The sequence below is a fragment of the Amorphoplanes digitatis genome, from assembly GCF_014205335.1.
GTDB lineage: Bacteria > Actinomycetota > Actinomycetes > Mycobacteriales > Micromonosporaceae > Actinoplanes > Actinoplanes digitatus.
The window spans coordinates 2,271,024-2,293,077 of the sequence record NZ_JACHNH010000001.1 but is presented as its reverse complement, the minus strand read 5'-3'; the positions used below and the strand labels follow the sequence as shown (position 1 = coordinate 2,293,077).

Annotated in this window: 1 protein-coding gene (running past one end of the window); it reads right to left on the bottom strand. The window is 74.3% G+C overall.

What is annotated here, in order from left to right:
* Nucleotides 1–22,054, bottom strand: the 5' portion of a protein-coding gene (locus BJ971_RS10025; RefSeq protein WP_184991854.1) for a type I polyketide synthase. It extends 6,995 nt beyond the left edge of the window; only the first 22,054 of its 29,049 coding nucleotides appear in the window; it begins with the start codon at nucleotides 22,052–22,054; its stop codon lies off the left edge, out of view.

Genomic DNA, 22,054 nt, shown 5'->3' with positions numbered 1-22,054 from the left:
CGGTCCACGGGACGTCCGGTATGCCGTCGGGCCGGGAGTGCACCGCCACGGCACGGCGGCCGTCGGCGTCCGCCGCGCCGGTCCACACCTGCACCTGCACGGCGCCGTGCCCGGGCAGGACCAGCGGCGCGGCGAGGGTGAGCTCGTCCAGCCCAGGCGTGCCGGCCTCGGCGCCGGCGTGCAGGGCCAGCTCGACCAGGGCGGTGCCGGGCAGCACCACCGTGCCGTGCATCTCGTGGTCGGCCAGCCACGGCTGCGCCTGTACGGAGAGCCGGCCGGTGTGCAGCAGGGCGTCGGAGCCGGGCAGCGCGATCGCGCCGCTGAGCAGCGGGTGCTCCGCCGCGTCCAGGCCGGGGGCCGAGCCGGCGAGGGTCATGCTCGCGGGCCAGAACCGCTGGTGCTGGAACGGGTACGTGGGCAGCTCGACCCGGTTGCCGGGACCGACCACGACGGCCCAGTCGACGTCCTGCCCGGAAACCCAGAGCCGCCCGACCGCGGCCAGCAGGGTGGCCACCTCGTCCCGGTCGCGGCGCATCGCCGGGATACCCTCGCCGACCATCGCCGACAACACCGCGTCCGGACCCACCTCCAGGAACCGGTCGGCGCCCGCCGCGGCGACCCCGTCGGTGAACCTCACAGCCTCCCGCACATGCCGCACCCAGTAGCCCGGATCGGCGAACAACTCCGACTCGACCCGACCCGTGACATTGGAGACCAACGGAACCGTCGGCACCCGCAAGGCCAACCCGCCGACCACCGAGGCGAAGTCGTCCAGCATCGGATCCATCAACCCCGAGTGGAACGCATGGCTGACATTGAGCCGCCGGGTCCGCTCGAAGCGTGCCGCCACCGCGGCCACCGCCTCCTCGACACCGGATAACACCACCGCACGGGGGCCGTTCACCGCCGCCAGCGAAACGCCCTCGGTCAATAGCGGCAGAACCTCGTCCTCGGACGCCTCGACCGCAACCATTACCCCACCAGAAGGCAACGCCTGCATCAGACCACCACGAGCGGCGATCAACGCGCACGCATCCTCCAGACTCAACACACCCGCCACATGCGCGGCGGCGATCTCACCGACCGAGTGGCCCAACACCACGTCCGGGGTGATCCCCCAGGATTCGAGGAGGCGATACAGTGCCACCTCGACGGCGAAGATCGCCGGCTGCGCGTTCCCGGTCCGTTCCAGGTCATCCCAGTCGACGTCCAGCCGCGCGGCTACCTCATCGAACGCCGCACGGTAAACCGGGAACCGCTCATACAGGTCCCGGCCCATCCCGACGCGCTGGGAACCCTGGCCGGTGAACATGAACGCGGTGCGCCCGGCGGACGCGACCCCCTCCACCGCGACGTCACCGACCCGGACCATGCGCCGGTCCAGGGCGGCCCGGGTGGTGAGACCTCGGGCCACGTCGGCCGGGTGGGCGTCCAGCGCGGCCAGCCGGTCGACCAGCGTGTACAGCGCCTCGGGGGACCGGGCGGACAGTACCCACGGGACGACGGCGTCGGCCGGTCCGGCCGGTACCGCCGGGGCGGCCGGGACGGACTCGATGATGACGTGGGCGTTGGTGCCGCTGATGCCGAACGACGAGACACCGGCGCGGCGGGGCCGGTCGTCGCGGCGCCACGGCCGTGCCTCGGTGAGCAGCCGCACCGCGCCGGCGGTCCAGTCCACCTCGGACGACGGCTCGTCGATGTGCAGGCTGGCCGGTAGCAGCTCCCGGCGCATCGCCATGACCATCTTGATCACGCCGGCGACACCGGCGGCGGCCTGGGTGTGGCCGATGTTGGACTTCACCGAGCCCAGGTAGAGCGGCTCGGCACGGTCCTGCCCGTACGTGGCCAGCAGCGCCTGCGCCTCGATCGGGTCGCCCAGCCTGGTGCCGGTGCCGTGCGCCTCGACGGCGTCGACCTGGTCGGCGGTGAGGCGCGCGCCGGCCAGCGCCTGCCGGATGACCCGGCGCTGGGACGGCCCGTTCGGGGCGGTGAGCCCGTTCGACGCGCCGTCCTGGTTGACCGCCGAGCCGCGGACCACCGCGAGGACCGGGTGGCCGTTGCGCTCGGCGTCGCAGAGCCGCTCGAGGACCAGGAAGCCGGCGCCCTCGGCGAACCCGGTGCCGTCCGCCGCGGTGGCGAAGGACTTGCAGCGGCCGTCCGGCGAGAGGCCGCCCTGGCGACCGAACTCGGCGAAGACGCCGGGGGTGGACAGCACGGTGACGCCGCCGGTGATCGCGAGCGTGCAGTCGTCCTGCCGCAGCGCCTGCACGGCCAGATGCAGCGCGACCAGCGAGGAGGAGCAGGCGGTGTCGACCGCGACCGCCGGGCCCTCCAGGCCGAGCTTGTAGGAGACCCGGCCGGGCACCACGCTGCCGTTGCCGTCGGCGCCGGGGTAGTCGTGGTACATCACGCCGGCGAAGACGCCGGTGCGGCTGCCGCGCAGCGAGGTCGGGTCGATGCCGGCCCGTTCAAGGGCCTCCCAGGTCAGCTCCAGGGTCAGGCGCTGCTGCGGGTCCATGCCGAGCGCCTCGCGCGGGGAGATGCCGAAGAACTCCGGATCGAAGCCGGCCGCGTCGTCGAGGAAGCCGCCGGTGGTGGCGTAGGTGCCGCCGTCGGGGGTGCGCAGCGGGGCGAGGTCCCAGCCGCGGTCGAGCGGGAAGTCGCCGATCGCGTCGGCGCCGTCGGTGACCAGGCGCCACAGGTCCTCGGGCGAGGCGACACCGCCCGGGTAGCGGCAGGACATGCCGACGATCGCGATGGGCTCCCGCGGGTCGGACTCGCGGAACACGGCCGGCTGCGCGCCGGGCCGGCCGGACGGCGCCAGTTCGGCGTCGATGAACCGGGCCACGGCGGTCGCGTTCGGCTCGTCGAAGACCAGGGTGGCGGGCAGCCGCAGGCCGGTGGCGGTGTTCAGCTGGTTGCGCAGCTCGGTGGCGGCCAGGGAGTCGAAGCCGAGCTCCTGGAAGGCGCGGTCGGGGGCGATCTCGTCGGCGGAGTCGTGGCCGAGCACGGCGGCGACGCGGGCGCGCACGACCCGCAGGATCTCGCGTACCCGTTCGGCCTCGTCCAGCCCGGCGAGCTGGGCGGCCAGGCCGGTGACGGGAGCGGCGGCGACCGCGGTCGCGGCGGCCCGGCGTACGGCCGGCACGAGGTCGCGGAGCAGCGCCGGGATCTCGTCGGTGCGGGCGCGCAGGGCGGCCGTGTCGACCCGGATCGGGGCGACCACGGGGCGGCCGGACCGCAGGGCGGCGACGAACATGGCGAGACCCTGGTCGTGGCTCAGCGGTGGGATGCCGAGGCCCTTCATGCGCTTGCGGTTGGCGTCGCCGAGCAGCTCGCCGAGGCCGGCGCCGACCTCCCACAGCGCGTACGCCATGGCGGTGGCGGGCCGGCCCTGCGCGTGCCGCAGCTCCGCGAGGCCGTCGAGGAACACGTTGGCGGCGGCGTAGTTCGCCTGCCCGCCGGTGAGGACGAGCCCACCGGCGGACGAGAACATGACGAACGCGGTCAGGTCCATGCCGGCGGTCAGCTCGTGCAGGTGCCAGGCGGCGTCGGCCTTCGGCGCCAGCACCGCGTCGATGCGCTCCGGGGTGAGCGCGGTGACCAGGCCGTTGTCACCGACGCCGGCCGCGTGCACGACGGCGGTCAGATCCTCACCGTCGAGCAGCGCCGCCAGCGCCGCCCGATCGGCCACATCACACGCGACGATCCGCACCTCAGCCCCGGCCGCCTCCAGCTCCGTGGCCAGCTCGGCCGCGCCGGGAGCATCCGGGCCGCGGCGGCTGGTGAGCAGCAGCCGGCGGACATTCAGCTCGGCGACCAGATGGCGCGCGACGACCGCGCCGATCCCGCCGGTGCCGCCGGTGATCAGCACCGGACGGTCGGGGTCGAGGACCGGCGCCTCGGCCACCGGTTCGATGCGGACCAGCCGCGGCACCAGAATCTCCCCGCCGCGAACCGCGAACTCCGGCGCGTCCACGGTCTCCACCGCCACACTGCCGTCGCTGTCCACCAGCACGATCCGGCCGGGATGCTCCGCCTGGGCGGCGCGGACCAGACCCCAGACCGGTGCCTGCACCACGTCGAGGCGATCGGAGAGAACCGCGTCACGGGTCACGACGACGAGACGCTCAGCTGCCTCGGACGCCAGATGCCGCTGGATCACCGCGAGCACCTCGTGCGTCAGCATCCGCACCGCCGACGGCACGTCACCGTCCGGCGTCACGCATTCGTGGACGACCGACGGCGACGGTCCGCTGCCCGCCGTCGCCGGACGCCACTCGATCGCGTACAGCGGGGCATCCACGGTGAGCTGGCCCGCGGTGACCGGGCGGCCGACCATCGAGCCGGCCGACAGCACCGGCCGCCCCGTGACGTCGGCCAGGTCGAGCGCCATGCCGCCGTTGCCGGCGCGGCGCACCCGGATCCGCAGCGCGGTCGCGCCGACCGCGTGCAGGGTGACGTCGTTCCAGGCGAACGGGACGGCGGTCGGTGAGTTCGCGTCGCCGAGCAGGCCGGGCAGGGTGGCGTGCATGGTGGCGTCGAGCAGGGCCGGGTGGATGCCGAAGCGGGCGGCGTCGTCGTGTGCCGGCTCGGGGAGCGCCACCTCGGCGTAGATGTCGTCGCCGGAGCGCCAGGCCGCGCGCAGTCCCTGGAACACCGGGCCGTAGGCGTAGCCGTGCTCGGCGAAGATCGGGTACGCGTCGCCGACGGCGACCTCCTCGGCGCCGGCCGGCGGCCACGGCGACAGGTCGAACGCGGCGGCGGGCACGCCGGTGGTCAGCGAGCCGGCCGCGTGCCGCAGCCAGCGTTCCTCGGCTCGCGTGTGGATGGTGACCGTGCGGCGGCCGTCCTCGTCGGGGCCGACGGTGACCTGCAGCGGCAGCGCGCCGGCGGCCGGGAGCACCAGCGGCGCGCCGAGCGTCAGCTCCTCCAGGTGCGGGGCGCCGCTGGCCGCGCCGGCGTGCAGCGCCAGCTCGACCAGGGCCGAGCCGGGCGCCAGCGTGGAGCCGAGGACGGCGTGGTCGGCCAGCCACGGCTGGGCGTCCAGGGACAGTCGTCCGGTGAACAGGCGCCCGCCCGTGCCGGGCAGCTCGACGACGGCGCCGAGCAGCGGGTGCCCGTCGGTGCCGAGGCCGAGGGCGGCCGGGTCGGCGGTGCCGGTCGTGGCGTCGACCCAGAAGCGCCGGCGCTGGAACGGGTAGGTGGGCAGGTCGACCCGGGCGCCGCTGACGATGGCGGTCCAGTCGACGTGCTGACCGGTGGCCCAGAGCCGCCCGACCGCGGTCAGCAGGGTGGTGACCTCGTCCCGGTCACGGCGCAGCGCGGCGACGCCGTCATCGACCATCGCCGACAGGACCGCATCCGGGCCGACCTCGAGGAACCTCGCCGCCCCGGTCGCGGCCACACCGTCGGCGAAGCGCACGGTCTCGCGGGCGTGCCGCACCCAGTACGCCGGATCGGCGAACAGCTCCGTCTCGACCCGGCCGGTGACGTTGGAGACCAGCGGAATCGCCGGCGGGTTCAACGCCAGGCCGGACACGACCCGGGCGAAGTCGTCCAGCATCGGATCCATCAGCGCGGAGTGGAACGCGTGGCTGACCGTCAGCCGCCGGCTACGGCCGAACCCGGCCGCGCAGGCCAGCACCGGCTCCGCCGGACCGGACAGCACCACGGCCCGCGGGCCGTTCACCGCCGCGATCGAGACACCCGCCGGCAATACGACGTCGGGCTCGGCCGCCTCGACCGCGACCATCGCCCCGCCCGCCGGCAACCGCTGCATCAGCCGGCCCCGCGCGGCGACCAGCACGCACGCGTCCTCCAGCGAGAACACCCCCGCGACGTGCGCCGCCGCGATCTCGCCGACCGAGTGCCCCAGCAGCACGTCGGGGCGCACGCCCCACGACTCCAGGAGCCGGAACAACGCCACCTCTACCGCGAAGATCGCCGGCTGCGCGTTGACCGTCCGGTCGAGGTCGTCCCAGTCGATGTCCAGGTGTGCCGTCACCGCGTCGAACGCGGCCGCGTAGGCGGGGAACCGCCGGTACAGCTCCCGGCCCATGCCCGCCCGCTGCGAGCCCTGGCCGGTGAACATCATCGCGCACGTGCCCTCGACCGGGGTGCTCGCCTCGGCCGAGGCGAGCGCGGACCGCAGCTCGCCGGCGGTGGCGCCGATGACGACCGCGCGGTGGTCCAGCGCCGACCGCCCGGCGAGCGTGTGGCCGATGTCGGCCGGGTCGGCGTCCATCGCGCCGATCCGCGCCGCCTGCTCGCGTAGCGCCTCCGGCGAGCGGGCCGACAGGACCCAGGGCAGGACCCCGCCGGTACGCGGCACCGCGGTGGCCGGCGCCGCGGGCGGCTGCTCCAGGACGATGTGCGCGTTGGTGCCGCTGATGCCGAACGCGGACACCGCGGCCCGCCGCGGCCGGTCGCCGGTCTCCCATGGCCGTGCCGCGGTGAGCAGCTCGACATCGCCCTCGGTCCAGTCCACGTGCGGGGACGGGACCTCGGCGTGCAGGGTGCGGGGCATCTCGCCGTGCCGCATCGCCTGCACCATCTTGATCACGCCGGCCACGCCGGCGGCGGCCTGGGTGTGCCCGATGTTGGACTTGATCGTGCCGAGCCGCAGCGGTTCGGCGCGGTCCTGCCCGTACGTGGCCAGCAGCGCCTGCGCCTCGATCGGATCGCCGAGGGTGGTGCCGGTGCCGTGCGCCTCGACCACGTCGATCTGGCCGGGGGTGAGCCGTGCGTCGGCCAGCGCGGCGCGGATCACCCGCTGCTGCGAGGGCCCGTTCGGTGCGGACATGCCGTTGGAGGCGCCGTCGGAATTGACCGCCGACCCGCGTACGACCGCGAGGATCTCGTGGCCGTTGGCCTGTGCGTCGGAGAGCCGCTCGACGAGGAGCACGCCGACGCCCTCGGACCAGCCGACCCCGTCGGCCGAGCCGGCGAACGCCTTGCAGCGCCCGTCCGCGGACAGGCCGCGCTGGCGGGAGAACTCGATGAACATGCCCGGCGTGGCCATCACCGTGGCGCCGCCGGCCAGGGCCAGGTCGCACTCGCCGGACCGCAGCGACTGCACGGCCAGGTGCAGGGCGACCAGCGACGACGAACAGGCCGTGTCGACGGTGACGGCCGGGCCCTCGAAGCCGAAGGTGTAGGAGACGCGGCCGGAGACGACGCTGCCGCCGCTGGTGCCGGACGGGGACACGTTGAGCGCGTAGTCGTGGTACATGACGCCGGCGAAGACACCGGTGGCGCTGCCCTCGAGGGTCGCCGGGTCGATGCCGGCCCGTTCGAGCGCCTCCCAGGATGTTTCGAGCAGCAGGCGCTGCTGCGGGTCCATGTAGGCGGCCTCGCGCGGCGAGATGCCGAAGAACGCCGGGTCGAAGTCGCCGGCGTCGTACAGGAAGCTGCCCCTGCGGGTGTAGCTCCTGCCCTCCTTGCCGGGCTCCGGGTCGTAGAGGCCGTCGAGGTCCCAGCCGCGGTCCGTCGGCAGGTCGGAGACGGTTTCGACGCCGTCCTTGACCAGCCGCCACAGCGCCTCGGGGTCGGTGACGCCGCCCGGGTAGCGGCAGGCCATGCCGACGATGGCGATCGGCTCGCCGTCGCGCAGCCTGGCGGCGGGCCGGTGCGGCCGCTCGGACGGGACGGCGAGCGCGCCCAGCAGGCCCATGATGTGGTCGGTGACCGCGCCGGCGTTCGGGTGATCGAAGACCAGCGTGGCGGGCAGCCGCAGCCCGGTGCGGGTGTTCAGCTGGTTGCGGAGCTCGGTGGCGGCCAGGGAGTCGAAGCCGAGCTCCTGGAAGGCCCGGCCCGGCGCGATGGCGTCGGCGGAGCCGTGCCCGAGGACGGCGGCGACCCGCTCGCGGACCAGGGCGAGGATCTCCCGCCGGTCGGCGGTCACCACGGTCCGCGGCGCCGCTGCGGCCCGGCGTACCTTCGGGGCGAGGTCGCGGAGCAGGGCCGGGACCGCGTCGGTGCGGGCGCGCAGCGCGGCGGTGTCGAGCTTGATCGCGGCGATGGCCGCCGGGGCGGCGCGGAGTGCGGCGGCGAAGAGCGCGAGGCCCTCGGCGCGGCTGAGCGTGGGTACGCCCTGTGCGGCCATCCGGCGGCGGTCCACCTCGGCGAGGTGCCGTCCCAAGCCGGCGTCCATGTCCCACAAGCCGAACGCCATGGCGGTGGCGGGCCGGCCCTGCGCGCGGCGGAGGTCGGCGAGGCCGTCGAGGAAGACGTTGGCGGCGGCGTAGTTGCCCTGTCCGGCGGTGAGCACCAGGCCACCTGCGGAGGAGATGAGCACGAACGCGGTCAGGTCCATGCCGGCGGTCAGCTCGTGCAGATGCCAGGCGGCGTCGGCCTTCGGCGCCAGCACCGCGTCGATGCGCTCCGGGGTGAGCGCGGTGACCAGGCCGTTGTCACCGACGCCGGCCGCGTGCACGACGGCGGTCAGATCCTCACCGTCGAGCAGCGCCGCCAGCGCCGCCCGATCGGCCACATCACAGGCCACGATCCGCACCTCGACCCCGGCCGCCTCCAGCTCCGTGGCCAGCTCGGCGGCGCCGGGAGCGTCCGGGCCGCGACGGCCGGCGAGCAACAGGCTGCGGACGCCGTTCTCCGCGACCAGGTGACGGGCGATCTCGGCGCCGATCCCGCCGGTGCCGCCGGTGATCAGGACCGTGCGGTCCGGATCGAAGACCGGCGCCTCGGCCGTGGACTCGACGCGGACCAGGCGCGGCACCAGGACCCGGCCGCCGCGGACCGCGAACTCCGGCTCGTCCACGGTCTCCACCGCGACACTACCGTCGCTGTCGACCAGCACGATCCGGCCGGGATGCTCCGCCTGGGCAGCGCGGACCAAACCCCACACCGGGGTCTGCGCCACGTCGAGAGCGTCCGAGCAGACCGCGTGGCGGGTCACGATGACGAGACGCTCGACGGCGTCGGACGCCAGATGCCGCTGAACGACCCCGAGGACCTCGTGGGTCAGCGCGCGGACCGCCGACGGCACGTCACCCTCGGGCGTCACGCAATCGTGGACGATCGATGGGATAGGCGCGCCGACCGTGAGGGCCGGGCGCCACTCGATCGCGTACAGCGGCGCGTCCGCGGTGACCGCGATCTGCTCCGCGGAGACCGGGCGGCCGGTCATCCGGCGCACCGACAGCACCGGGCGGCCGTCGGTGTCGGCGACCTCGATGGTGGTGGCGTCACCGCCGGGCCTGGTCAGCCGGACGCGGACCGTGGACGCGCCCTCCGCGTGCAGGACCACGTCGTTCCAGGCGAACGGGATCATCGTCTGGCGCTCGCCGCTGCCCAGGATCACGGCGTGCAGGCAGGCGTCCAGCAGGGCGGGGTGGATGCCGAAGCGGCCGGCGTCGGGCAGTGCCGGGTCGGGCAGCGTCACCTCGGCGTACAGGTCGTCGCCGATCCGCCAGGCGGCGCGCAGGCCCTGGAAGGCCGGCCCGTACGAGTAGCCGTGTTCCCGGAAGGTGGCGTAGGCGTCGTCGACCGGCAGGGGCTCGGCGGCGGGCGGCGGCCATTCAGTGAGGTCGTGCGGGGCGACGGGCGCGTTCGGAGTCAGGAAGCCCTGCGCGTGGCGGGTCCATCCGCCGTCGTGGCTGGAGTGGACGGTGACCGTGCGGCGGCCGTCGTCCTCCGGGCCGACGCTGACCTGGATCTGCACCGTGCCGGCGGCCGGCAGCACGAGCGGGGCGGCGAGGGTCAGCTCCTCGATCACGGGCATGCCGGCCTCGGCACCGGCCCGCAGGGCGAGCTCGACCAGGGCGGTGCCGGGCACCAGCACGGAGCCGTGCACGGTGTGGTCGGCCAGCCACGGCTGTGCCTGTACGCAGAGGCGTCCGGTGGTGATCAGACCGCCGTCGTCGGGCAGGTACACGGCCGCACCGAGCAGGGGGTGGGCGATCTCGCCGAGGCCGGCGGCGCCCAGGTCGCCGGTGGAGGCGGCGAGCGGGGCGGGCCAGAACCGCTGCCGCTGGAACGGGTAGGTGGGCAGGTCGATCCGGTTGCCGCGGCCTATGACGGCGGCCCAGTCGACCGGCTGGCCCTGCGTGAAGACGGTACCCACCGCGGTGAGCAGGGTGGTGACCTCGTCGCGGTCGCGTCGCATGGTGGGGACGCCGCCGGCCATCGCGGACAGCACGGCGTCGGGGCCGACCTCGATGAACCGGCCGGCGGTGGCGGCGGCGACCCCGTCGGCGAACCGCACGGTCTCACGGACGTGCCGCACCCAGTACCCGGGGTCGGTGAACAGGTCGGTCTCGACCCGGCCGGTCACGTTGGAAACCAGCTGCATCGACGGCGCGGCCAGGGCGAGACCCGCCACGACCTGAGCGAAGTCGTCCAGCATCGGATCCATCAGCGCCGAGTGGAACGCGTGGCTGACGTTGAGCCGCCTGGTCCGCTCGAACCCGGCCGCCACGGCGGTGACCGCCTCCTCGACGCCGGACAGGACCACGGCACGCGGACCGTTCACCGCCGCCAGCGACACACCCTCTGACAGCAACGGCAGAACCTCGTCCTCGGACGCCTCGACCGCAACCATCACCCCACCAGAAGGCAACGCCTGCATCAGACGACCACGCGCCGCGATCAACGCGCACGCATCCGCCAGACTCAACACACCCGCCACATGCGCGGCGGCGATCTCACCGACCGAGTGACCCAACACCACATCCGGGGCGACCCCCCAGGACTCCAGCAAACGGTAAAGCGCAACTTCCACGGCGAAGATCGCCGGCTGCGCATTACCGGTCCGATCCAGGCCATCCCAGTCGACATCCAGCAGCGCTACGGCCTCGTCGAACGCGGCACGGTATGCCGGGTACCGCTCGTACAGGTCACGGCCCATCCCGAGGCGCTGGGAGCCCTGGCCGGTGAACATGAACGCGGTGCGTCCGGGCCGGGCTTCGCCCTCGATCACGGTGTCGCCGAGCAGGACCGCGCGGTGCGGGAACTCCGCGCGGGTGGTGGCCAGCGACCAGCCGACGTCATGCGGGTCGGCGGCGACAGTGGCGAGCAGGGCCAGCTGTGCCCGGAGGGCATCCTCGGACTTCGCCGAAACGGCCAGCGGCACGATCTCGCCGCCGTGCTCGACGGCCGGAACGTCGACCGCCGCGGGCTGTTCGAGGATCACGTGGGCGTTGGTGCCGCTGATGCCGAACGACGAGACACCCGCACGCCGCCGCTCCGAGGACGGCCAGGCCACGTTCTCCCGGGCCAGCGACACCGCACCGGCATCCCAGTCCACAAACGACGACGGCGCGTCCACGTGCAGGGTCCGCGGCACCACACCGTGCCGCATCGCCATCACCATCTTGATCACACCCGCGACACCCGCCGCGGCCTGCGCATGACCGATGTTCGACTTCACCGACCCCAGCAACAGCGGCTCGACCCGATCCCGGCCGTAGGTCGCCAGCAGCGCCTGCGCCTCGATCGGATCACCCAGGGTGGTGCCGGTGCCGTGCGCCTCCACCACGTCGACCTGATCGGCGGCAAGACCGGCGTTTGCCAGCGCGGCGCGGATCACCCGCTGCTGCGACGGGCCGTTCGGCGCGGTCAGCCCGTTCGACGCACCATCCTGATTGACCGCCGAGCCGCGCATCACCGCGAGGATCCGGTGCCCGTTGCGCACGGCGTCGGAGAGGCGTTCGAGGACCAGAACGCCGACGCCTTCGCCCCAGCCGACCCCGTCGGCGGCGTCCGCGAAAGGCTTGCACCGGCCGTCGGCCGACAGCCCGCCCTGGCGCGAGAACTCCACAAAGGTCTGCGGCGTCGACATCACCGTCACGCCACCGGCGACCGCCATACCGCATTCGCCCGACCGCAGCGACTGCGCCGCCAGGTGCAGGGCGACCAGCGAGGACGAGCAGGCCGTGTCGACGGTGACCGCCGGGCCCTCGAAACCGAAGGTGTAGGAGACCCGGCCCGAGGCGATGCTGCCCGCGCTGCCGCTGCCCTGGTTCCCCTCGAACTGTCCGCCGCCCAGCAGGCTCGCGTAGTCGTTGTACATCACCCCGGCGAACACACCCGTCGGCGATCCACGCAACGTGGACGGATCGATTCCGGCCCGTTCGAGGGCCTCCCACGTCGTCTCCAACAACAGGCGCTGCTGGGCGTCCGTCGTCAAAGCCTCACGCGGACTCATCCCGAAGAACTCCGGATCGAACTGTGCGGCATCGCGCAGGAAGCCGCCGTGGCGGGCGTAGGACGTGCCGGGCACGTCACGGTCCGCGCTGTACAGCGTGTCCAGATCCCAGCCGCGATCGCCCGGGAACTTCCCGACCGCGTCCACGCCGTCGCGGACCAGGTCCCACAGGTCCTCGGGCGAGCTGACGCCGCCGGGGAAACGGCAGGCCATGCCGACGATCACGATCGGATCGCCGGCGACCGGCGACAGCACGGCGACCGGGGCGACCGGCTCGACACCGAGCAGCTCATCACGCAGGTGTCCGGCGAGGGCCAGCACGGACGGGTAGTCGAAGACGACGGTGGCGGACAGCCGCAGGCCGGTGACCGTGCCGAGCCGGTTGCGCAGCTCGACCGCGGTGAGCGAGTCGAAGCCGAGATCCTGGAACGCCCGGCCTGGGTCGACGGCTTCGGCGCCGGCGTGGCCGAGGACCTGTGCGACCTGGGTGCGGACCAGGTCCAGCAGCAGCTCCCGCCGCTCGGTGTCCGGCCGGCCGGCGAGCCGCCGGGCGAGGTCCTGCGCGGTGGCGCCGGTGGCCGCGCCGGTGCGGCGGATCCGGCTGCGGACCAGCCCGCTCAGGAGGGCGGGGACCTCGCCGTGTGCCCGCATGGCGGTCAGGTCGAGGCGGGCGGCGACGTACGCGGGACCGGCCGCGGCCAGTGCGGCGTCGAGCATCGTGGTGCCCTGCGCGGTGGTCAGCTCCGGGAGCCCGGAGCGGGCGATGCGTTCGGCGTCGGCCTGGGTGAGCTTGCCGGTCATGCCCTGCGCCCACGGTCCCCAGGCGAGGGACGTGGCGGGCAGGCCGAGGTCGTGGCGATGCCGCGCGAGGGCGTCCAGGAACGCGTTGCCGGCGGCGTAGTTGCCCTGCCCCGGCGCGCCGAGGACACCCGCGACCGAGGAGAACAGCACGAACGCGTCCAGGTCCAGGTCCTTGGTCGCCTCGTGCAGATACCACGCGGCGTCGACCTTGGGTCGCAGCACCGCCTCGACCCTGCCAGGGGTCAACGACTCGATGACCCCGTCGTCCAGGACACCGGCCGAGTGCACCACCGCACGCAGATCCGGGATGCCCGCGATCAGCGCGTCGACCGCGGCCCGGTCGGTCACGTCGCAGGCCACGACGCGGCCCGGAAGATCTTCCGCCCCAGGGGCTTCCGCGCCGCGACGGCTGACCAGCACCAGATCGGTCACGCCCAGCCCGGCCAGGTGCCGGGCGATCACCGCACCGATACCGCCGGTGCCGCCGGTGATCAGCACGGTGCCCTCGACAGGCCAGACGAACGGCACGGGACTACCCGCGACGCGGGCCAGGCGCGGCGCGAAGACCTCACCATCACGCACGACCAGCTCGGGCTCCTCCGACGCCAACACCGCGGCAGCCGGCACACCCTCCACCAGCGCGAAACGGCCCGGATGCTCCGACTGCGCCGAACGCACCAGACCACGCACCGCCGCACCCGCCAGATCACCCGGACGCGTCACCACCACCAGCCTCGCCGCGGTGAGACGATCGCCGGAGAGCCGGTCCCGCAGCAGGTCCAGGGCCCAGACGGTCGCCGCGTGCACCGCGGCGACCACGTCGCCGCCGAACTCGGGAACGTGCTCGACGTCCACGTCCGGGACATCCGCGACGGGTAGCCGCACCGGCGCCAGGTCGACGCGGTGGAGCGGGTCGGCGGCGACGGCGTGCGCGGGCCGCACGGCGAGGGAGTCCACGGTGGCGACCGGGTTGCCCGCCGGGTCGGCGATCGCGATCGCCACGGTGTCGCCGTCGCGGGTCAGGCGCACCCTGACCGCGGAGGCGCCGGTCGCGTGCAGGGCGACGCCCTGCCAGGCGAAGGGGACGGCGGCGCGCTGGACGCCGTCGCCGAGGGCGAGGGCGTGCAGGCTCGCGTCGAACAGGGCCGGGTGCAGCGCGTAGTTCTCCGCGTCGACCGGCAGCTCGGCCTCGGCGTACAGGTGGTCGCCGGCGCGCCAGACGCCGGTCAGGCCCTGGAACGCTGGGCCGTAGCCGAGGCCCGCGGCGGCGAGGGTGTCGTAGAGGCCGTCGAGGTCGACCGGGGTGGCTCCGGGGGGCGGCCACACGACGGCGTCGAAGTCGGCGGCGCGGGAGCCGGTGGTGAGGGTGCCGGAGGCGTGGTCGGTCCACGCGATCGCACCCTCCGGGCGGGAGCGGACGGTGAAGGCGCGCCGGGCCGGGTCGGCGCCGCTCAGCAGCATTTGGAGCTGGACGCCGCCGCGCTCGGGAAGGAGCAGCGGTGCGGCGAGGGTGAGGTCCGCGACCACGTCGCAGCCGACCTCGTCGCCGGCCCGGACGGCCAGCTCGACGAAGGCGGTGCCGGGCAGCAGCACCGCGCCCTGCACGGTGTGGTCCACGAGCCACGGCTGCGCTTGCAGGGACAGCCGGCCGGTGAAGAGCAGGTCGCCCTCGGGTAGTTCGGCCGAGGCGCCGAGCAGCGGGTGGCCGGGCAGGTCGAGGCCGGCGGCGCCGACGTCGCCGGGTGCTCCGGCCCGCGTCCTGGGCCAGAAGTGCTGGTGCTGGAACGGATAGGTGGGCAGCTCGATCCGGTTGCCGGGACCGACCACCGCGGCCCAGTCGACGTGCTGACCGGAAACCCAGAGCCGCCCGACCGCGGCCAGCAGGGTGGCGACCTCGTCCCGGTCGCGGCGCATCGCCGGTACACCCTCGCCGACCATCGCCGACAACACCGCGTCCGGACCCACCTCCAGGAACCGGTCGGCGCCCGCCGCGGCGACCCCGTCGGCGAACCGCACGGCCTCCCGCACATGCCGCACCCAGTAGGCCGGGTCGGTGAACAGGTCGGTCTCGACCCGGCCGGTCACGTTGGAAACCAGCTGCATCGACGGCGCGGCCAGGGCGAGACCCGCCACGACCTGAGCGAAGCCGTCCAGCATCGGATCCATCAACGCCGAGTGGAACGCGTGGCTGACGTTGAGTCGCCTGGTCCGCTCGAACCCGGCCGCCACGACGGTGACCGCCTCCTCGACGCCGGACAGGACCACGGCACGCGGACCGTTCACCGCCGCCAGCGACACACCCTCTGACAGCAACGGCAGAACGTCGTCCTCAGCCGCCTCAACGGCGACCATGACCCCGCCGGCCGGCAACGCCTGCATGAGACGGCCACGGGCGGCGATCAACGTGCAGGCGTCCGCGAGGCTCAGGACACCGGCGACGTGGGCGGCGGCGATCTCACCGACCGAGTGACCCAACACCACGTCCGGGGTGGCCCCCCAGGATTCGAGGAGCCGGTAGAGCGCCACCTCGACGGCGAAGATCGCCGGCTGCGCGTTGCCGGTCCGGTCCAGGTCGTCCCAGTCGACATCCAGCAGCGCTGCGGCCTCGTCGAACGCGGCACGGTATGCCGGGTACCGCTCGTACAGGTCACGGCCCATCCCGAGGCGCTGGGAGCCCTGGCCGGTGAACATGAACGCGGTGCGACCGGCGGAGGCGACGCCCTCCACCGCGACACCGCCGACCTTGACCATGCGGTGTGCGAAGCCAGAGCGGCCCGCGAGCGCGGCGGCCACGTCTGCCCGGTGCGCGTCCAGTTCGTCCACCCGGGCGATCAGCTCGGTGAGCGCCGACGCGGACTTCGCCGAGACGGCGACGGGCACGACCTCGCCGCCGTGATCGACGGCCGGAACGTCGACCGCCGCGGGCTGTTCGAGGATCACGTGGGCGTTGGTGCCGCTGATGCCGAACGACGAGACACCCGCACGCCGCCGTTCCGAGGACGGCCAGGCCACGTTCTCCCGGGCCAGCGACACCGCACCGGCATCCCAGTCCACAAACGACGACGGCGCGTCCACGTGCAGGGTCCGCGGCACCACACCGTGCCGCATCGCCATCACCATCTTGATCACACCCGCGACACCCGCCGCGGCCTGCGCATGACCGATGTTCGACTTCACCGACCCCAGCAACAGCGGCTCGACCCGATCCCGGCCGTAGGTCGCCAGCAGCGCCTGCGCCTCGATCGGATCACCCAACGTCGTACCGGTGCCATGCGCCTCCACGACATCCACGTCCCGCGCGGCCAGGCCGGCCGACGCGAGCGCGGCGCGGATCACCCGCTGCTGCGACGGGCCGTTCGGCGCGGTCAAACCGTTCGACGCACCATCCTGATTCACCGCCGAACCGCGCATCACCGCCAGCACCCGATGGCCGTTGGCCTGCGCGTCGGACAGGCGCTCGAGAACCAGAACGCCGACGCCCTCGCCCCAGCCGACCCCGTCGGCGGCGTCCGCGAACGGCTTGCACCGGCCGTCCGCCGACAGACCACCCTGACGCGAGAACTCCACAAACGTCTGCGGCGTCGACATCACCGTCACACCGCCGGCGACCGCCAGAGTGCTCTCACCCGACCGCAGCGACTGCGCCGCCAGATGCAGGGCCACCAGAGACGACGAGCACGCCGTGTCGACCGTGACCGCCGGGCCCTCGAAACCGAACGTGTACGACACCCGGCCCGAGGCGATACTCGCCGCGCTGCCGTTGCCGCGGAAACCCTCGAAGGAGTCCTCGGTGAGCAGGTTGCCGTAGTCGGTGTACATGACACCGGCGAAGACGCCGGTGCGGCTGCCCCGCAACGAGATCGGATCGATTCCGGCCCGTTCGAGGGCCTCCCAGGTGGTCTCCAGCAGCAGGCGCTGCTGAGCATCGGTGGCCAGGGCCTCACGCGGGCTCATCCCGAAGAACTCCGGATCGAACTCCGCGGCGTCGTGCAGGAAGCCGCCGTGGCGGGTGTAGGACGTACCGGGCACGTCACGGTCCGCGCTGTAGAGACCGTCGATGTCCCAGCCGCGGTCCGCGGGGAACTCCCCGACCGCGTCCACGCCGTCGCGGACCAGGTCCCACAGGTCCTCGGGCGAGCTGACCCCGCCGGGGAAACGACAGGCCATGCCGACGATCACGATCGGATCGTCGGACACCCGCGACAGCACGGCGACCGGGGCGACCGGCTCGACACCGAGCAGCTCATCGCGCAGGTGTCCGGCGAGGGCCAGCACGGACGGGTAGTCGAAGACGACGGTGGCGGACAGCCGCAGGCCGGTGACCGTGCCGAGCCGGTTGCGCAGCTCGACCGCGGTGAGCGAGTCGAAGCCGAGATCCTGGAACGCCCGGCCGGGATCGACGGCCTCGGCGCCGGCGTGGCCGAGGACGGCGGCGACCTCGGCGCGGACGGCGTCCACCAGGTCGCCGAGCCGGGCGGCGGGCGCGGCGGCCGGTGCGGCCACGGCGCGGCGGACCCGGGTACGGATCAGGTCGCGTAGCACGGGCGGGACGAAGCCCGCGGCCGCGACGGTGGCGAGGTCGATGCGGACGGGGGCGATCACCGGGCGGCCGGCGGCGAGGGCGGCGTCGAACAGTTCGGTGCCGTCGGCCTCGGAGAGCTCGGGCAGGCCGTTGCGGGCGATGCGGGCGACGTCCACGTCGGCCAGCGTGCCGATCATGCCGCCGTCGCGCGCCCACGGTCCCCAGGCGAGGGACGTGGCGGGCAGGCCGAGCCCGTGGCGGTGCTCCGCGAGCGCGTCGAGGAAGACGTTGCCGGCGGCGTAGCTGCCCTGCCCCGCCCCGCCGAAGACGCCGGCGACCGAGGAGAACAGCACGAACGCGTCCAGGTCCAGGTCCTTGGTCGCCTCGTGCAGATACCACGCCGCGTCGACCTTCGGCCGCAACACCGCGGCAAGACGATCCGGCGTCAACGACTCGATCACACCGTCGTCCAGAACACCGGCCGAATGCACCACCGCACGCAGATCCGGGATACCCGCGACCAACGCCTCGACCGCCGCCCGATCGCTCACATCACACGCCACCACCCGGCCGGGCAGCCCGTCGGCGCCGGGCGCCTCCGGGCCACGACGGCTGACCAGCACCAGATCGGTCACGCCCAGCCCGGCCAGGTGCCGGGCGATCACCGCACCGATACCGCCGGTGCCGCCGGTGATCAGCACGGTGCCCTCGACAGGCCAGACGAACGGCACGGGACTACCCGCGACGCGGGCCAGGCGCGGCGCGAAGACCTCACCATCACGCACGACCAGCTCGGGCTCCTCCGACGCCAACACCGCGGCAGCCGGCACACCCTCCACCAGCGCGAAACGGCCCGGATGCTCCGACTGCGCCGAACGCACCAGACCACGCACCGCCGCACCCGCCAGATCACCCGGACGCGTCACCACCACCAGCCTCGCCGCGGTGAGACGATCGCCGGAGAGCCGGTCCCGCAGCAGGTCCAGGGCCCAGACGGTCGCCGCGTGCACCGCGGCGACCACGTCGCCGCCGAACTCGGGAACGTGCTCGACGTCCACGTCCGGGACATCCGCGACGGGCAGCGGCACCGGGGTCCACCGCGGCTCGAACAGGTCGTCGCGGGCCGGGCCGGCGGCGCGGCGCAGGGTGAGCGAGCGGACCGCGGCGACCGGGGCGCCGGCCTGGTCGGTGACGGCGACCGCGACCTGGTCGTCGCCGGTGCGCCGGACGTGGACACGTACCGCGGACGCGCCGGTCGCGTACAGGGAGACGCCCTGCCAGGCGAAGGGGACGACGCCGCGGTCGAGGCCGTTGAACGCCGACACGTGCAGGGCGGCGTCGAGCAGCGCGGGGTGCAGGCCGTACGCGGCGGCGTCGGCGCCCTCCGGCAGGGACACCTCCGCCCACACGTCGTCGCCGCGCTGCCAGGCGGCGCGCAGGCCCTGGAAGGTGGGCCCGTACGCGAAGCCGGCCGCCGCCATCCGCTCGTACATGCCGTCCAGTGCGACCGGCTCGCCACCGGACGGCGGCCAGGACTCGGGAGCGGGCGGCGGCGTGCCGGTGCCGGGTACGAGGTGGCCGGTGGCGTGCTCGGACCACGTGCCGCCGGACCCCTCGGGCCGGGAGCGGACACCGACCGGGCGGCGGCCGTCCGCGGCCGCCGCGCCGACCCGGATCTGCAGTTGGACTCCGCCGTGCGCGGGCAGCACGAGGGGCGCGGCGAGCATCAGCTCGTCGATGCGGTCGCAGCCGGCCTCCTCGCCGGCGCGCAGCACCAACTCCACGAAGGCGGTGCCCGGCAGCAGCACCGAGCCGAGGATGGCGTGCTCGGCCAGCCAGGGCTGGGAGCCGACCGCCAGGCGGCCGGTGAGCAGCAGGTCGCCGCCGTCCAGCTCGACGCAGGCGCCCAGCAGCGGATGGTGGGCGCTCTCCAGGCCGGCCGCGCCGACGCCAGCGCCGGCCGGCCTCGGCCAGTAGCGCCTGCGCTGGAAGGCGTAGGTGGGCAGGTCGACCGGGTGCCCGGCGGGTACGGGCCAGTCGACGTGCCGACCCTCGGTGAAGAGCGCGGCGACGGCGGCCAGGAAGGTGGCGACCTCGTCGGCGTCCCGGCGCATGGTGGCGGCGCCGCCGGCCAGCGCCGACAGCACGGCGTCGGGGCCGATCTCGATGAGGCTGCCGGCGTCCGCGGCGGCGACACCGTCGGCGAAGCGGACGGTCTCGCGGGCGTGCCGGACCCAGTAGGCGGGGTCGGTGAACAGGTCGCTCTCGGGGCGGCCCGTGACGGTGGAGATCAGTGACAGGCTCGGCCGGTTCAGCGTCAGCCCGTCGACGACCTGCCGGAAGGCGTCCAGCATCGGGTCCATCAGCGACGAGTGGAAGGCGTGGCTCACCCGCAGCCGGCGGTTCCGTTCGAAGCCGGCGGCGGCCGCCCGTACGGCGTCCCCGGGTCCCGACAGCACGACGGACCGGGGGCCGTTGACGGCGGCGACGGAGACACCCTCGGCCGGCGGGACCTCCGACTCCGCGGCCTGCACCGCGATCATCACGCCGCCCTCCGGCAGCGCCTGCATAAGCCGGCCGCGGGCCGTGATCAGCGTGCACGCGTCCGGCAGGGACAGCACGCCGGCGACGTGCGCCGCGGCGATCTCGCCGACCGAGTGGCCGAGCAGCACGTCCGGGCGGATGCCGAAGGACTCGAGGAGGCGGTAGAGCGCGACTTCGACGGCGAAGATGGCCGGCTGCGCGTTGCCGGTCCGGTCCAGGTCGTCCCAGTCGATGTCCAGGTGTGCGGCGACCTGGTCGAAGGCCGCGCGGTACACCGGGAACCGGGCGTACAGGTCGCGGCCCATGCCGAGGCGCTGCGAACCCTGCCCGGTGAACATGGCGGCGGTGCGCCCCGGCCGTGCCGTGCCGGTGACGACCGCGGCGGCGGGCTCGCCGGCGGCCAGCGCGCGCAGCGCGGTGGCCGCCTCGTCGCGGTCGGCGGCGAACACCACAGCTCGCTCGGCGAGCAGGGTCCGGGTGGTGAGCAGCGAGCGCACCACGTCGACCGGCCGCGGCCCGGCGCTCTCGACGTGGTCGGCGAGCCGGGCCGCCTGCGCGCGCAGGCCGGCCGCCGACCTGGCGGAGAGCACCCACGGCAGGACGCCCTCGGGTTCCGGGCCGGGCTCGGGCGCCTCGCTGGTGGCGCCCTCGAGGATGACGTGTGCGTTGGTGCCGCTGATGCCGAAGGCGGAGACGCCCGCCCGCCGCGGCCGGTCCAGCTCCGGCCAGTCCGCCCGCTCGGTGAGCAGGGACACCGCGCCGGAGGTCCAGTCCACCTCGGACGTGGGCTGCTCGGCGTGCAGGGTCCGCGGCATGACGCCGTGCCGCATCGCCATGACCATCTTGATGATGCCGGCGACGCCGGCGGCGGCCTGCGGGTGGCCGATGTTGGACTTGATGCCGCCCAGCCGCAGCGGCCGGTCCGCCGGACGGTCCGCGCCGTACGTGGCGAGCAGCGCCTGCGCCTCGATCGGGTCGCCCAGCTGGGTGCCGGTGCCGTGCGCCTCGACCACGTCCACGTCGGCGGCGGCGACCTGCGCGTTGGCCAGCGCCGCGCGGATCACGCGCTGCTGCGAGGGGCCGTTCGGGGCGGTCAGGCCGCTGCTCGCGCCGTCGGAGTTGACCGCGGTGCCGCGGACGACGGCGAGCACCTCGTGGCCGAGCCGGCGGGCGTCGCTGAGCCGTTCGACGAGCAGGATGCCGACGCCCTCGGCCCAGCCGGTGCCGTCGGCGCCCTCGGCGAACGGCTTGCACCGCCCGTCCGGCGACAGGCCGCGCTGGCGGGAGAACTCGACGTACAGGTCGGTGGTCGGCATGACGGCTACGCCGCCGGCCAGGGCCATCGAGCACTCGCCGGAGCGCAGCGCGCGTACCGCGAGGTGCAGCGCGACCAGCGACGAAGAGCAGGCGGTGTCGATGGTGACCGCGGGACCCTCGAGGCCCAGCGCGTACGCGATTCGGCCGGAGAGCACGCTGACCGCGCCGCCGGTGAGCAGGTGCCCCTCGGCCTCCTCGGCCTGCCGGGCCAGCTCGCCGTAGTGCGTGTCGGTGCCGCCCACGAAGACGCCGGTCGAGCTGCCGCGCAGCGACGCCGGGTCGATCCGCGCGCGCTCGACGGCCTCCCACGCGGACTCGAGCAGCAGCCGCTGCTGCGGGTCCATGGCCAGGGCCTCGCGCGGCGAGATGCCGAACAGGTCCGCGTCGAAGTCGCCTGCCGAGTCGAGGAAGCCGCCGCGCTTGACGTAGCTCTTGCCCGGCTTTCCGGGCTCCGGGTCGTACAGGTTCCCCACGTCCCAGCCGCGGTCGTCCGGCAGGTCGCCGATCGCGTCGGCGCCGTCGAAGACCAGCTGCCACAGCTGCTCGGGCGTGTGCACGCCGCCGGGGAACCGGCAGGCCATGCCGACGATGGCGATCGGCTCGGCGTCCCGGGCCTCGACGGACTCCAGCCGCTGCCGGGTGCGCCGCAGGTCGGCGGTCACCAGCTTCAGGTAGTCGCGAAGCTTGTCCTCGGAGCTGGGCAT